Here is a 14,788-nt window from a genome sequence, read left to right on the forward strand (position 1 = left end):
TCAGGTGACCGCGGTCGAACTCGCCGGGATCACCAAACGGTTCCCCGGCGTCGTGGCCAACCACGACATCCACCTCAGCGTCCGCAAAGGCACGGTCCACGCCCTCGTCGGCGAGAACGGGGCCGGCAAGTCGACGCTGATGAAGATCCTCTACGGCATGCAGAAGCCGGACGAGGGCACCATCTCCGTCAACGGCGAGGACGTCACCTTCTCGTCGCCCGCCGACGCCATCGCCCGCGGCATCGGCATGGTCCACCAGCACTTCATGCTCGCCGACAACCTCACCGTCCTGGAGAACGTCGTCCTGGGCAGCGAGAAGTCGTACGGCATCGGCGGCAAGGCCCGCCGCAGGATCGTGGAGCTCTCCGACCGGTACGGCCTCGGCGTGCGCCCCGACGCCCTGGTCGAGGAGCTCGGTGTCGCCGACCGCCAGCGCGTGGAGATCCTCAAGGTCCTCTACCGCGGCGCGAGCATCCTCATCCTCGACGAGCCCACCGCGGTCCTCGTACCGCAGGAGGTCGACGCGCTCTTCGCGAACCTGCGCGAGCTCAGGGCCGAGGGCCTCTCCGTCATCTTCATCTCGCACAAGCTGGGCGAGGTCCTGGCGGTCGCCGACGAGATCACGGTCATCCGCCGCGGCACGACGGTCGGCACCGCCGTCCCGGCCGAGACCACCTCGCGCCAGCTCGCCGAACTGATGGTCGGCAGCGAACTGCCCACCCCGGAGACCGCCGAGTCCACGGTCACCGACCGGCCGGTGCTGACCGTCGCGGACCTGCGCCTGGTCGCCCCCGGCGGCAAGGCCCTCCTCGACGACATCAGCTTCACCATCCACGCGGGCGAGGTCCTCGGCCTGGCCGGCGTCGAGGGCAACGGCCAGACCGAGCTGATCGAGGCGCTCATCGGCCTCAAGGCCGCCGACTCCGGCGCCATCACGCTGGGCGAGGAGGAGATCACCTCCTGGGTCACCCGCAAGCGCCGCGAACACGGCATCGGCTACATCCCCGAGGACCGCCACCGCCACGGCCTGCTCCTGGAAGCCCCGCTCTGGGAGAACCGCATCCTCGGCCACGTCACCGAGAAGCCCAACGCTAAGGGCATCTGGCTCGACATCAAGGGCGCCCAGGAGGACACCCGCCGGATCGTCGAGGCGTACGACGTCCGCACACCCGGCGTCGACGTCACCGCCGCCTCGCTGTCCGGCGGCAACCAGCAGAAGCTGATCGTCGGCCGCGAGATGAGCCACAAGCCGCGCTTTCTGATCGCCGCCCACCCCACCCGCGGTGTGGACGTCGGCGCGCAGGCAGCGATCTGGGACCTCATCCGCGAGGCCCGCCGCGAGGGTCTTGCCGTCCTGCTGATCTCCGCCGACCTGGACGAGCTGATCGGCCTCTCCGACACCCTCCGGGTGATCTACAACGGCAAGCTGGTCGCGGACGCCGATCCGGTGACCATCACCCCGGAGGAGCTCGGCTCGGCCATGACCGGCGCCGCCTCCGGACACCTGGAGAACGAAGAGCTCGTGGAACAGCTCGAAGAGCAGGAGCAGGCAGAGCAGGAGCAGGCAGAGCTCGAAGAGCAAGAGCACGCCGAGACCTCGCAAGACGCCCCGGAAGACGAGGCCCGCTGATGAAGAAGTTCGACAAGGAGCGCCTGCTCCTCGCGGTGGCCGGACCGGTCATCGCGCTCGTCGTGGCCGTGGCACTGACCTCGGTCGTGCTGATCGCCTCGGGGAAGAACCCGTTCGAGCCGTACTCGCTGATGTTCGAGCAGGCCACGTTCTCCGACATCCAGGTCCTGATCATCAACCAGGCCTCGCTGTACTACATCGCGGCGCTCGCGGTGGCCATCGGCTTCCGGATGAACCTGTTCAACATCGGTGTGGACGGCCAGTACCAGCTCGCCGCCATGATGGCCGCGATCGTCGGCGCCCACGTCGCGCTGCCGGCGGTCCTCCAGGTCCCGCTGCTGATCGTGACCGCGGTCCTCACCGGCGCCTTCTGGTCCGGCATCGCCGGTGTCCTCAAGGTCACCCGGGGCGTGAGCGAGGTCGTCGCGACGATCATGCTCAACGCGATCGCGACCTCCGTCATCGCCTACTTCTGGCTGCCCAGCGTCTTCGGCGTCAAGATCGGCAACAACAACACCACCGGCGAGATGAAGGAGTCCGGCTGGGTGCCCGGCATCGACATGGGCGACGCCGGCGAGATCTACGGCCTCGTCGTCCTCGCCGTGCTGCTCGGCATCGGCTACTGGGTCGTCCTCAACCGCACCCGCTTCGGCTTCGACCTGCGCGCCTCGGGCGCCTCCGAGTCGGCCGCCGCGGCCAGCGGGGTGAACCCCAAGCGCATGGTGCTCACCGCCATGCTGCTCTCCGGCGGTCTGGCCGGCCTCGCGGGCCTGCCGATCCTGCTCGGCGACACGCACACCTACAGCCTGAACTTCCCGACCGGCATCGGCTTCCTCGGCATCGGCATCGCCCTGCTCGGCCGCAACAGCCCGACCGGCATCGCCTTCGCGGCCCTGCTCTGGGCCTGGCTGGACAAGGCCTCGCCCGAGCTCGACTTCCACGGGTACGACAAGGAGATCGCGGTCATCATGCAGGGCCTGATCGTGATCGCGGTCGTCGTCTCGTACGAGGCCGTGCGCGAGTGGGGCCTGCGCCGCCAGCAGCGCCGCGTCGGCGCCGAACTCGCCGCGGGACACGTCCTCGGCGCCTCCTCCGACAACACGACCGAGAAGGAGGTGGCCGGCCGATGACCACCGTGACCGACCTCAACCAGCCCACACTGCAGCCCGCGGCGCCCAAGGGCCGCCGGCTGACGCTCCCCGTCCTCCTGCTGATCATCGCGGGCGGCCTGGCGCTGACCTCGATCGTCCGCATCATCACCGGCGCCGACGGCATCACCAACGTCAGCCAGATGTCCACCGCGCTCCAACTGGCCGTCCCGATCGGCCTGGCCGGTCTCGGCGGTCTGTGGGCCGAGCGCGCGGGCGTCGTCAACATCGGCCTCGAAGGCATGATGATCCTCGGCACCTGGTTCGGGGCCTGGGCCGGCTACCAGTGGGGTCCGTGGACCGGCGTCCTCGTCGGCATCATCGGCGGCTGCATCGGCGGTCTGCTGCACGCGATCGTCACGATCACCTTCAACGTCAACCACATCGTCTCCGGTGTGGCCATCAACATCCTGGCCCTCGGCGCCACCCGCTACCTCGCCCCGCTCGCCTTCGAGGGCGTCACCGGCGGCACCGCCAAGCAGTCCCCGCCGGTCGAGTCCCTCGGGAACTTCACCGTGCCAGGACTCTCCGACGGGCTCGCCGACCTCAACGACAAGGGCTGGTTCTTCGTCTCGGACATCGCCGGCCTGCTCGGCGGCCTGGTCACCAACGTGTCCTGGCTGACCCTGATCGCCGTCGCGCTGATCCCCGCCACCTGGTGGATCCTGTGGCGTACCGCCTTCGGCCTCCGTCTGCGGTCCTGCGGCGAGAACCCGGTCGCGGCCGAGTCGCTCGGCGTCAACGTCTACAAGTACAAGTACCTGGCCGTGATCATCTCCGGCGGTCTGGCGGGCCTCGGCGGTGTCTTCCTGTCGATCGTCGCCAACCCCTTCTACCTGGAGGGACAGACCAGCGGCCGCGGCTACATCGGCCTCGCCGCGATGATCTTCGGCAACTGGATGCCGGGCGGACTCGCCATCGGCGCCGGCCTGTTCGGCTACACCGACAGCCTCAACCTGCGCGGCGGCGCCGCGAACGTCCACGCGCTGCTGCTGCTCGCCGCCATCCTGCTGGTCATCGGCGCGATCTGGCTGGTCGTCAAGAAGAAGTACGTCGCCGCGGTGCTCACGCTGGCCGTCGGCGCGCTGGTGTTCACCTGGTACGCCCTCACCGACGAGGTCCCGAACCAGGTCGTCTCCGCCACGCCGTACGTCATCACGCTGCTCGTCCTCGCCCTCTCCGCGCAACGCCTGCGAATGCCGAAGGCGAACGGCATGCCGTACCGGCGGGGGCAGGGCAAGTGACCTCCGCCGGTGACGTCGACTGGGAGGCCCTGCGGGAGGTGGCCCGCGAGGCCATGTCCCGTGCGTACGCCCCTTATTCGGGCTACCCGGTCGGCGTCGCGGCGCTGGTCGACGACGGCCGGGTGATCTCCGGGTGCAACGTCGAGAACGCCTCGTACGGGATCGGGCTGTGTGCCGAGTGCGGTCTGGTCTCACAGCTCCAGAACACCGGGGGCGGCCGGCTGACGCACTTCACCTGCGTCGACGGCCGCGGCGAGATCCTCGTCCCGTGCGGCCGCTGCCGCCAGCTGCTGTACGAGTTCGGCGGCCCCGACCTGATCCTGGAGACCCCGGCCGGGCTCCTGCCGCTCTCCGAGATGCTGCCGCAGGCCTTCGGGCCGGGGCATCTCACCAAGTAGCACCGCTCTTCGGAAGGAAGCCAACGTCATGGCGTTGTTGTCCATGGATGCCATCTCCGTCATCCGCACCAAGCGGGACCGCGGTGAGTTCAGCGACGAGCAGATCGACTGGGTCATCGACGCGTACACACGCGGCGAGGTGGCCGACTACCAGATGGCCGCCCTCAACATGGCGATCCTGCTCAACGGCATGAACCGCCGCGAGATCGCCCGCTGGACCGCCGCGATGATCGCCTCCGGCGAGCGCATGGACTTCTCCGCGTTGTCCCGTCCGACCGCCGACAAGCACTCGACGGGCGGCGTCGGCGACAAGATCACGCTCCCACTGGCGCCCCTCGTGGCCGCCTGCGGTGCGGCCGTCCCGCAGCTCTCGGGCCGCGGTCTCGGCCACACCGGCGGCACGCTGGACAAGCTGGAGTCGATCCCCGGCTGGCGCGCGCTCCTGTCGAACGAGGAGATGCTCTCCGTACTGGACGAGGTCGGCGCGGTGATCTGCGCGGCGGGCGACGGCCTGGCCCCGGCGGACAAGAAGCTGTACGCCCTGCGCGATGTCACCGGCACAGTGGAGGCGATCCCGCTGATCGCCTCCTCGATCATGTCGAAGAAGATCGCGGAGGGCACGGGCTCGCTGGTCCTGGACGTGAAGGTGGGCACGGGCGCCTTCATGAAGACGATCGAGGACGCGCGTGAACTCGCCTCCACGATGGTCGGGTTGGGCACGGACCACGGGGTGCGGACGATCGCGCTCCTGACGGACATGTCGACCCCGCTGGGCCTGACGGCGGGCAACGCCCTCGAAGTGCGCGAGTCGGTCGAGGTGCTGGCCGGCGGGGGCCCCTCCGACGTCGTCGAACTGACCCTCGCCCTGGCCCGCGAGATGCTCGACGCGGCGGGCGTGAAGGACGCCGACCCCGCGAAGGCCCTGGCGGACGGCTCGGCGATGGATGCCTGGCGCCGCATGATCGCGGCTCAGGGCGGCGACCCGGACGCCCCGCTGCCCACGTCCCGCGAGCAGCACGTGGTCAAGGCCCCGTCCTCCGGTGTCCTGACCCGCCTCGACGCGTACGACATCGGCGTCGCCGCCTGGCGCCTCGGCGCGGGCCGCGCCCGCAAGGAGGACCCGGTCCAGGCCGGAGCGGGCATCGAGATGCACGCCAAGCCGGGCGACTCCGTCACCGAGGGCCAGCCCCTGCTGACCCTGCACACGGACACGCCGGAGCGCTTCGAGTACGCGCTGGAGGCGGTGGGGGGTTCATACGACATCGCCGCCGCCGGCACGGACTTCACGGCGAAGCCGATCGTGCTGGACCGGATCGCCTGAACCAGGTGCGGGTGATCGCCTGAACCAGGCGCGTGCGAAAGGGGCCGGTGTCCGTCACTGGCCCCTTTCGCGGTTCCGGGGGAGGGTGAAAGGGACCGGCGAGGGGGCCGTCGGCGTCAGCCCAGTACCGCCGCGATCACAACCAACACCGGCACCGCCGCCATCGTCGACAACAGGATCGACTCCCGCGCCAACACCTCGCCCACCCGGTACCGGGACGCGTACGTGAAGAGGTTCTGCGCGGCGGGCAGCGCCGAGGTGACCACCACGTCCAGCAGCGGCGCCCCGCGCAGCCCGAAGACGCCCGCGGCCAGGGCCCAGGCCACCAGGGGCTGGCCGACGGACTTCAGGGCGACCGAGAGCAGGACGGGAGTCCGGTCGGGACCGCGGCCGGGCATCGTGCTGCCGCACAGGGAGATGCCGAAGGCCAACAGGACGGCCGGCACCGACATGTTGCCGATCAGCGTCAGCGGGTCGAGGACCGGGCCCGGGACCGTCAGTCCACTCGCCGAGACCGCCACCCCGCTGAGCGAGCCGATGCCGATCGGGTTGCGCACGGGGGCGGTCACCCGCTGCCACAGCGAGGCCTTCTCACCCGGCCGCGACAGGTCCAGGATCGTCAGTGCGACGGGCGTCATCACGATCTGCTGGAACAGCAGCACCGGCGCCACGAGCGAGGCGTCGCCCAGTACGTACACGGCGATCGGGATGCCCAGGTTGCCCGCGTTGACGTAACTGGAGCACAGCGCGCCGATCGTCGTCCGGCCCACGCCCCAGCGGCGTACGGCACCGACCGCGACGAACACCCCGGCGACCGCGAACGTGCTGACCGCCGTCACCAGCAGTCGGCTGGAGAGGATGACGGACAGGTCGGCCTGGGCGAGGGTCGTGAAGAGCAGAGCCGGCGTGGCCACGTGAAAGGCGAGCTTGGTCAGCACCTCCCGTCCGTTGTCCCCGAGATAGCCGCGGCGTCCGATCAGATAGCCGACGCCGATGACGACGGCGATGACCGCGAAGCCGTTCAGCACCCCTTGCACGGCACCTCCGCGAGCCCTCGGGGGTGTCCGGGGACCGGAAGGAGGCGGTGGTCGTCGGGTATCCGTACGGGGGCTGATTCGTGGGGCATACACCCAACCCTCTTGGGTAGTGCATCCCCTGGTCAATGTGATGTTGACCGACGGAACTTCGCGCCAGGGTGTGCGCTCGGTGAGTGCCCGGTGACCGCCCAGCGATGAGTTCCGCGCCGCCGCCCGGTCTACCGCACGTGGACGCCATGACACCCGCTGTACTCGTACTGCCAGGACCCGTCACCCGTGACGAGGTGCCGAGGCTCTGTGAGGACGTGCGCGCACGACTGGAGAGCAGCGGAGCCGGAGTCCTGGTCTGCGACGTCGCGGGCCTCGGTCCGCCCGGTCTGACCACAGTGGACGCGCTGGCCAGGATGGAGCTCACCGCCCGCCGCGCCGGAGGCCGGATCAGACTGCGTGACCCCGATCCGGCCCTGCACGCGCTACTCGCTCTGGTCGGCCTCCGCTTCGAGGTGGAGGGGCAGCCCGAAGAGCGGGAACCAGCGCTTCGTGTCGAGGAAGCAGTGGAACCCGGTGATCCGCCCCTCTGAGGTCTCCAGCACCTGCACCGCCCACGGCGTGTAGCCCCCCGTGTCCGGGTCCGGCTTGTACTGCGCGAAGCCCGGCAGTCCGTTCACCGCGACCGGCACCAGGCGTGAGTTCGCACACGGGGCGCCCAGCGTCGTCATGAAGCCCGTGATGTCCTCGGGTCCCGACAGCCACAGGTCGAACGGCGGCATCGTCATCACGGCGTCCTCGTGCAGCAGCGCCGTCAACGCCGTCATGTCGTACCCCTCGAAGGCCGCCACATAGCGTTCCAGGAGCTTCTGCTGCTCCTCGTCCAGCGGATCGGAGGTGGCGGCCTCCGCGGCGGCCCCGTCGCGCTCGGCGAGCGTCGCGCGGGCCCGCTGGAGCGCGCTGTTGACCGAGGCGACCGTGGTGCCGAGCAGCTCGGCGACCTCGCTCGCCTTCCAGGCCAGCACCTCCCGCAGGATCAGCACCGCCCGCTGCTTGGGCGGCAGTTGCTGCAGGGCGGCCATGAAGGCCAGGCGCACCGACTCCTTGGCCACCGCGGCCTCGGCCGGGTCGCTGGGGGTCGGCAGCACGCGGGCGTCCGGCATCGGCTCCAGCCACGTGTTGTCCGGGCGCGGAGTCAGCGCCGCCTGCGCGAGGGGCGTCGAGTCCGTCAGATCCACGGGCCGGGCCCGCTTGTTGCCCGCCGTCAGCATGTCCAGGCAGACGTTCGTCGCGATCCGGTACAGCCACGAGCGCATCGAGGAGCGGCCCTCGAACTTGTCGTAGCTGCGCCAGGCGCGCACCAGCGTGTCCTGAACCGCGTCCTCCGCCTCGAAGGACGAGCCGAGCATCCGGTAGCAGTACCCCGTCAGCTCGACCCGGTGCTTCTCCAGCCGGACGTCCAGGTCCTCCGTCATGACCGTACCGTCGCTCATAGCCGACCCACCCCTGTGGCCTTGATCCGTAGTCACCGACATCGCCCCTTTGCGGCGCCGACCCTTCGGAAGCTACCGCAGCCCACTGACAATGACCCCCCGAGACGAAAAAGGTGCAGGTCAGGACAGTTTCTGTCCTGACCTGCACCCGTACGTTCGGAAGTCGACCCTCAGTGCCGGACCCCCGCCGGCACCAGCCGCCGCTGGACCCGGGCCGCGTGCGACCCCACCACCGTGATCGTCACGACCCCGAACACCGCCAGCAGCCCGAGCGCGACCGTCCCGGCCCAGCCGCCCGAGTGGTAGGCGACCGCACCGAGCGTGCTGCCCGCGCTGGAGCCCACGTAGTAGGCGGACTGGTAGAGCGCCGAGGCCTGGGCGCGCCCCTCCTTGGCGGTGTGGCTCACCGAGGAGGACGCGACCGCGTGGCCCGCGAAGAAGCCCGCGGTGATCAGGACGAGCCCGAGCAGGACGACCGGCAGGAAGTCGGCCAACGAGAGCAGCAAACCCGCGGTAGTCGTTCCGCCCGCCAGGTACAGCGAACCGCGCCGGCCGAGGCGGCCCACCAGTTTCCCCGCCGTCGAAGCCGAAACCGTACCGACGAGGTAGACCAGGAAGATCGACCCGACGATGCCCTGCGGAAGCGAGAACGGGGCGTCGGTGAGGCGGTACCCGATCACCGTGTAGACCGCGCCGAACACCGTCATGAACAGCGCGCCGATCGCGTACAGCCGGCACAGCAGCGGATTGGCGAGGTGGCCGCGCACCGTGCGGACCAGCATCCCCGGCCGCGGGGAACCGGCCCTGAAGTGCTTCGGCGCCGGCAGCAGCAGTCGGAAGGCGACCGCACAGCCCACCGCGACGACCCCTACCACCCCGACGGCGACCCGCCAGCCCCACTCCTGCGCGACCCAGCCGGTGATGACCCGGCCGCTCATGCCACCGACACTGTTGCCCGCCACGAAGAGACCGATCGCGGTGATCAGCGCCTTCGGCCGGACCTCCTCCGCCAGGTACGCCGTCGCCGAGGCGGGCAGTCCGGCCAGCGCCGCGCCCTGCACCGCCCGCAGCGCGATCAGCGCGCCGACCGACGGGGCGAAGGGCACCAGCAGACCGACCGTCACCGCGATCCCCAGGGACCACGTCATCAACGTCCGCCGCCCGAACCGCTCCGACAGCGCGCTCAGCGGCAGGACGAACAGCGCCAGCGCGCCGGTCGCCGCGGACACCGTCCAGCTCGCCGCGCTCGCCGTGACCCCGAAGTCACTGGAGATCAGCGGGAGGAGGGCCTGCGTGGAGTAGAGCAGCGCGAAGGTCGCGACACCCGCGAGAAAGAGCGCGAAGCTCATGCGGCGGTAGCCGGGCCCGCCGGGGGTCAGGCGGGAATCGGTGGAAGAGGAGACGACGGAGGCTGAGGCGCCCACTGTGATGGACGCCCCGGTACTGACAGAAGGCATGCTTCGAACCTAAACACCTCCCTCTGATCCGTCCAATGCATGGAATCGCCATAATCGTTCCCGTGATGCATCAGCAGAGGTCAGAGAGTCGTCTGTCACCGTCCAGTGACACAGAAGACGGCGCCGGCATGTCGAGGTTGCTCGCTCCGCGCCTCGCGTACTTCGCCGGAGTCGCCCGGACCGAGCACGTCACCCGGGCCGCGCAGGAGATGCAGGTCCCTCAGTCCACCCTCTCCCGTGCGATGGTCCGCCTCGAACAGGACCTGGGCGTCGACCTCTTCGCCCGTCGCGGCCGCACGGTCTCGCTCACGCCGGCAGGGCGTACGTTCCTGGCCTCCGTCGAGCGGGCCCTCGCCGAGGTCGAACGGGCCGCCGAGGAGGTACGGGCCGACGCCGACCCGGCCACAGGCAAGGTCGCGTTCGGCTTCCTGCACACCATGGGCTCCGAGACGGTCCCCGGCCTCATCCGGGCCTTCCGCGCCGATCATCCGCGGGTCCGCTTCAGCCTCGTCCAGAACTACGGCGAGGCGATGATCGAGCGCCTGCGCTCCGGCGAACTGGACCTCTGCCTCACGTCCCCCGTCCCGGACGCCCCCGACCTGGTCTCCCGGCGCCTCGACGAACAGAAACTGCGTCTGGTGGTCCCCGCCGACCACCGTCTCGCCTCCCGCCGCCGCATCCGCCTCGCCGAGGCCGCGGACGAGACGTTCGTGACCCTGGAACCCGGTTACGGCCTCCGCCGCATCACCGACGACCTCTGCGCGCAGGCGGGCTTTCGGCCCCGTGTCGCCTTCGAGGGGGAGGAGGCGGAGACGCTCCGCGGTCTCGTAGCCGCCGGTCTCGGGGTCGCGCTGCTGCCCCCGCCCGCGGTGGCCCGCCCGGGAGTCGTCGAACTGACGGTCACCGCTCCCCGCGCGGCCCGCGAGATCGGAGTGGCCTGGCTGGACGGCCACCCGGACACGCCCCCGGTAGCCGCCTTCAAGAGATTCCTACTGTCGAGAAGGGGTGCACTCCTCCCCGAGTGACGGTGCGTGCGGCTCCGTCGTGGCTGGTCGCGCAGTTCCCCGCGCCCCTAAAGGACTGGGGGTGGCTCGGGTTGGTTTGTAGGGTGCGGGCCCGGTGGGGGCTTGTCGCGCAGTTCCCCGCGCCCCTAAAAGATTGGGGTGGCTTGGGTTGGTTTGTAGCGCGCGGGTCGGCTGTGGCTTGTCGCGCCGTTCCCCGCGCCCCTGAAAAGACCAAAGACCAGGGGTGGCTTGGGACTGTGTGATCACTGCGGGCCGGTGGGGGCTGGGTGCGCAGTTCCCCGCGCCCCTAAAAGAACAGGCCCGCCAGCGCCGGGCGGGGTCTGAACCTCAGGCCCCACTCGCCCGCTGTCGGCCTCCGGCGTGAGGGGTCGTGTCGGGGTGTCCGATCGCCGCGGCAACGTGCCTGAAGCTGAATATCCCAGAGCGGCGATCGGATATCCCGTCGCGGCACCGGCCCCACCACCCACCTTCCCAGGGGCGCGAGGAACTGCGCGACCAGCCCCCACCGAACCCGCAGACAACAGTCAACGCCGAAGCGACCGCCCGAAGCCGGAGGCAAGCGGCATACGCAACCCCAGCGGCGGCGGAGCCGCCAACGCATCCTCCACCGGCCGCGAAAAGGCCCGCCCGAACAACGCCCCCATCACAAAGTCCTCGGCAAGAGCAAGAACTTCCCCCCGGTGCTGATTCAGCCCGTGCCCATCGGAATGAACCTCGAACCGACAGATATCCCGGTTCGCCTTCTTCGCCCGCGCGGCAAGCCGGAACGACAACTCAGGATCCGTCCGCTCGTCATTCGTACCGTGCACGATCATCACCCGCCGCCCCGCAAGCTGCTTCACCGGTTCGGCAGACGAGGCCACGTCATCCTCAGGCAGCCAAGGAGCCACAGCAAGCACGGAGTTGACAGCGGAGTGCCCCGCCGCGTGCAGCGCGGCCCGCCCACCCATGTCCACCCCCGCGAGACACACCGGCACATCCCCGTACCGGCGCACGACCTCGTCCGCCGCCCACACCGCGTCGTGAACGAGATGCGCCTCACTCCCGTTCCACCCCCGGAACCGGTAGTGCACGACATGCGCCACCAGCCCGCCCCCCAACCCCCGCTCCCGCCCCGCACGCGTGAGACGGCGCCCCAACGCCCGTACAGACGCCGTCGCCAGCATCGGTGACGGTCTGCGGACGGAGGACTCCTCGCCGCCCGGCAGCAGCAGCACCACGCCGCTCACCGCCGTCGGCTCCATGCCGAGTGCCCGCCCCAGACGGGCCCTGCGAACCGGCGTCGCTTGCTGTGCCATGACAGAACAGTGTCAGAAGCGATGGTGTACGCCAGCAGTCCGCACGGTCACCGTTACGTATCGACGGATTCGTACAACAGGAGATCTACGCGCGTAGGCAGTAGAGTGCGGAGATGACGAGCCAGACCAAGAACATCCCGAGCTCGGACCAGATCCGCCGGGCGCCGAAGGTCCTGCTGCACGATCACCTCGACGGAGGCCTGCGTCCGGGGACGATCGTCGACCTCGCCCACGCGTCCGGCTACACGAACCTCCCCGAGACGGACCCCGACAAGCTCGGCATCTGGTTCCGCGAGGCCGCCGACTCCGGCTCCCTGGAGCGGTACCTGGAGACCTTCGCGCACACCTGCGCCGTCATGCAGACCCGCGAGGCCCTGGTCCGGGTCGCCGCCGAGTGCGCGGAAGACCTCGCCGAGGACGGCGTCGTGTACGCCGAGGTGCGGTACGCCCCCGAGCAGCACCTCGAAGCCGGGCTCACCCTCGAAGAAGTCGTCGAAGCCGTCAACGAGGGCTTCCGGGAAGGCGAGCGGCGCGCCCGCGACAACGGCCACCGGATCCGCGTCGGCGCCCTGCTCACCGCCATGCGGCACGCGGCCCGCGCCCTGGAGATCGCCGAACTGGCCAACCGCTACCGCGATCTGGGCGTCGTCGGGTTCGACATCGCGGGCGCCGAGGCGGGCTTCCCGCCCACCCGTCACCTGGACGCCTTCGAGTACATGAAGCGGGAGAACAACCACTTCACGATCCACGCGGGCGAGGCCTTCGGGCTGCCCTCCATCTGGCAGGCCCTCCAGTGGTGCGGCGCCGACCGGCTCGGCCACGGCGTGCGCATCATCGACGACATCCAGGTCCAGGAGGACGGCTCCGTGAAGCTCGGCCGCCTCGCCTCGTACGTACGCGACAAGCGCATCCCGCTGGAGCTGTGCCCCAGCTCCAATCTCCAGACGGGCGCCGCCGACTCGTACGCCGAGCACCCGATCGGCCTGCTGCGGCGACTGCACTTCCGGGCCACGGTGAACACCGACAACCGCCTGATGTCCGGCACCAGCATGAGCCGGGAATTCGAGCACCTTGTCGATGCTTTCGGTTATGCGCTCGACGACATGCAGTGGTTCACAGTCAATGCGATGAAATCAGCATTCATTCCTTTCGATGAACGACTGGCCATGATCAATGACGTGATCAAGCCGGGTTATGCGGAGCTGAAGTCCGAATGGCTGTTCCAGCAGACCGCTTCCACCAGCGGTTCTTCGGAGGGGCAGGCCTGAGAGCATGACGAGGAAAGCGGCCGGGTGGAGGCCACTCGGCCGCTTTTCGATGTTTGCGGGGCGAGCTCTCACGTGATTACCGTTTCGGACCGCTCAAATCCCCGTCACAGCATGCAAGGACGAAGATGAAGCAGTCTGCTGCCAAGACCCTCGGTGTCGCCGCTCTCGGTGCCGCCTTCGCCGCCGCCGGCGCCGGTGCCGCCAACGCCGCCCCCGCGGTCCCGGATGCCTCCTCGGCCCTGGGCACCGCCACCAGCGTGCTGCCGGCGGACGGGGTCACCAAGACCCTGCCCGGCGCCTCCGACTCGCTCGCCCAGGGTCAGAACGCGCTCGGTGGCGGTCTGGCCGCCGCCAAGCCGGCCGTCGCGAAGCTCCTCGCCGACGGTCCGGCCGCGCCGGTCGCCGGTCTGCTCGGCGGACTGCCGGTCCAGGGCCTGCCCACCCAGGGCCTGCCGGTGAACGGGATCCCGCTGGGCTGAGCACCGCCCCGGGAACCACCCCGAGAACCACCCTTGTACGCGCGGAAGGGGCGCACCCTCGGTCGGGTGCGCCCCTTCGGCGTCTGTGTGCGTGCGATGCGCGTGAGCGCCTGCGTCACCAGGCCGTACGAGCTGCCTTGCCCTCGGAGGGGAACAGGACCCACAGCGCTATGTAGAGCAGGAACTGCGGGCCCGGCAGCAGGCAGGAGAGCAGGAAGATCACCCGCATCGTGGTCGCGGAGGTACCGAAGCGCCGAGCCAGCGCTGCGCACACTCCGCCGATCATCCGGTCGTTGGTGGGGCGGGCAAGGCGGTTCATTACGGCTCCTTCGTGAGCGTCGGCAGGTCGGTTCGAGGCTGCCGATGCGGCTGCCTCGTCTGCCTTCCAAGCTACGGACGCGAAGGGGGCAAAGCGTCGCTCTACGGGGCGATCCCGACCCTGGGAATCGTCGGGGTCCGACCCTGAGCCGGGTCCTCCCGGCGGAGGGCGGCCCGCTGCCGTGTCTCGGCCCGGCGGCGTAGTACGCCCCGCAGGGCGGGCACGACCGCGACGTGGGCCAGCGCCACTCCCACCGTGTTGAGCAGCAGCGAGTCGACGTCCACGACCTGTCCGGGCACCCCGGTCTGCAGAAGCTCGATGCCCAGCGAGAGCAGGGCGCCCGCGGCGACCGTACGGAGCAGGGAGAGCAGCGGCGAGACGGCGAGCCGGCCGCCCGCCATGGGCAGCAGCACACCGAGCGGGGCGAGCAGCAGCAGCCCCTTGCCGATGCTGCGGGCCGCCGCCTCGGGGCCCAGCGCGAGGTCGGCCCTGATGCTGGCGAACGGACGCAGGTTCGCGGCGCTCACCCACGGCACGTCCAGCGGTCGCAGCGTGACCCAGGCGACAAGCGCGAGATGTACGACGAGGAGGACACCCCCCGCCGCACGGAAGCGGATCGCGGCACTGCCGCTGTTCGAGCCTTGACGCTGCACGCACCCCAAGACGCGGCCTTCGGCAGGATC

At 70.1% G+C, this 14,788-nt stretch carries 15 protein-coding genes; 9 read left to right on the forward strand and 6 right to left on the reverse strand.

All coding sequences use genetic code 11. The annotated features are described in order from the left end of the window. The first annotated feature begins 4 nt into the window (after positions 1-4). The 5 genes from AB0I18_RS00595 to AB0I18_RS00615 are packed head-to-tail and all read left to right on the forward strand — an operon-like array spanning position 5 to position 5,741. The gene (locus tag AB0I18_RS00595; RefSeq protein WP_363103117.1) at positions 5-1,630 is read left to right on the forward strand and encodes an ABC transporter ATP-binding protein; all 1,626 of its coding nucleotides are present in this window, start codon (positions 5-7) and stop codon (positions 1,628-1,630) included. Beyond that, positions 1,630-2,760 (forward strand): ABC transporter permease, encoded by a 1,131-nt coding sequence (locus AB0I18_RS00600; RefSeq protein ID WP_363103118.1) that lies wholly within the window; start codon positions 1,630-1,632, stop codon positions 2,758-2,760. The genes AB0I18_RS00595 and AB0I18_RS00600 overlap by 1 nt, the downstream gene beginning before the upstream one ends. Further along, a complete protein-coding gene (locus AB0I18_RS00605) occupies positions 2,757-4,022 on the forward strand; it encodes an ABC transporter permease (RefSeq protein ID WP_363103119.1) in 1,266 nt (421 codons plus the stop codon). The genes AB0I18_RS00600 and AB0I18_RS00605 overlap by 4 nt, the downstream gene beginning before the upstream one ends. After that, positions 4,019-4,420, forward strand: a complete 402-nt coding sequence (locus AB0I18_RS00610) for a cytidine deaminase (protein ID WP_363103120.1) — start codon at positions 4,019-4,021, stop codon at positions 4,418-4,420. The genes AB0I18_RS00605 and AB0I18_RS00610 overlap by 4 nt, the downstream gene beginning before the upstream one ends. Positions 4,421-4,457: 37 nt before the next feature. Continuing rightward, positions 4,458-5,741 (forward strand): thymidine phosphorylase, encoded by a 1,284-nt coding sequence (locus AB0I18_RS00615; protein WP_363103203.1) that lies wholly within the window; start codon positions 4,458-4,460, stop codon positions 5,739-5,741. Positions 5,742-5,857: 116 nt separating this feature from the next. On the opposite strand, the gene AB0I18_RS00620 is transcribed toward AB0I18_RS00615, so the two are convergent. Beyond that, positions 5,858-6,778, reverse strand: a complete 921-nt coding sequence (locus AB0I18_RS00620) for an AEC family transporter (RefSeq protein ID WP_363103121.1) — start codon at positions 6,776-6,778, stop codon at positions 5,858-5,860. 194 nt (positions 6,779-6,972) lie between these two features. Between AB0I18_RS00620 and AB0I18_RS00625 the strand changes: the two genes are divergently transcribed. After that, a complete protein-coding gene (locus AB0I18_RS00625) occupies positions 6,973-7,359 on the forward strand; it encodes an STAS domain-containing protein (protein WP_363103122.1) in 387 nt (128 codons plus the stop codon). On the opposite strand, the gene AB0I18_RS00630 is transcribed toward AB0I18_RS00625, so the two are convergent. Beyond that, positions 7,252-8,259 carry a sigma-70 family RNA polymerase sigma factor gene (locus AB0I18_RS00630; RefSeq protein WP_363103123.1) on the reverse strand — a complete coding sequence of 336 codons (1,008 nt, stop codon included), beginning with the start codon at positions 8,257-8,259 and terminating at the stop codon, positions 7,252-7,254. The genes AB0I18_RS00625 and AB0I18_RS00630 overlap by 108 nt on opposite strands. A 170-nt stretch (positions 8,260-8,429) precedes the next feature. After that, positions 8,430-9,716: an MFS transporter gene (locus AB0I18_RS00635; protein WP_363103124.1), complete on the reverse strand. Its 1,287-nt coding sequence runs from the start codon at positions 9,714-9,716 to the stop codon at positions 8,430-8,432. A 62-nt stretch (positions 9,717-9,778) separates the two neighbouring features. Between AB0I18_RS00635 and AB0I18_RS00640 the strand changes: the two genes are divergently transcribed. Continuing rightward, positions 9,779-10,741, forward strand: coding sequence for a LysR substrate-binding domain-containing protein (locus tag AB0I18_RS00640; protein WP_363103125.1), 963 nt, complete (start codon positions 9,779-9,781; stop codon positions 10,739-10,741). A gap of 524 nt (positions 10,742-11,265) precedes the next feature. Here AB0I18_RS00640 and AB0I18_RS00645 read toward each other — a convergent pair. Next, positions 11,266-12,039: a prolyl oligopeptidase family serine peptidase gene (locus AB0I18_RS00645; RefSeq protein ID WP_363103126.1), complete on the reverse strand. Its 774-nt coding sequence runs from the start codon at positions 12,037-12,039 to the stop codon at positions 11,266-11,268. A gap of 113 nt (positions 12,040-12,152) precedes the next feature. On the opposite strand from AB0I18_RS00645, the gene AB0I18_RS00650 reads away from it, so the two are divergent. Further along, a complete protein-coding gene (locus AB0I18_RS00650; protein ID WP_363103127.1) occupies positions 12,153-13,307 on the forward strand; it encodes an adenosine deaminase in 1,155 nt (384 codons plus the stop codon). A 125-nt stretch (positions 13,308-13,432) separates the two neighbouring features. Next, positions 13,433-13,786 (forward strand): ATP-binding protein, encoded by a 354-nt coding sequence (locus AB0I18_RS00655; RefSeq protein WP_363103128.1) that lies wholly within the window; start codon positions 13,433-13,435, stop codon positions 13,784-13,786. Between the two features lie 115 nt (positions 13,787-13,901). On the opposite strand, the gene AB0I18_RS00660 is transcribed toward AB0I18_RS00655, so the two are convergent. Next, positions 13,902-14,105 carry a PspC domain-containing protein gene (locus tag AB0I18_RS00660; protein ID WP_363103129.1) on the reverse strand — a complete coding sequence of 68 codons (204 nt, stop codon included), beginning with the start codon at positions 14,103-14,105 and terminating at the stop codon, positions 13,902-13,904. Between the two features lie 101 nt (positions 14,106-14,206). Beyond that, a complete protein-coding gene (locus AB0I18_RS00665) occupies positions 14,207-14,758 on the reverse strand; it encodes a VanZ family protein (protein WP_363103130.1) in 552 nt (183 codons plus the stop codon). Positions 14,759-14,788: the final 30 nt, after the last annotated feature.

The organism is Streptomyces sp. NPDC050704, assembly GCF_040654355.1.
Classification (GTDB): Bacteria; Actinomycetota; Actinomycetes; order Streptomycetales; family Streptomycetaceae; genus Streptomyces.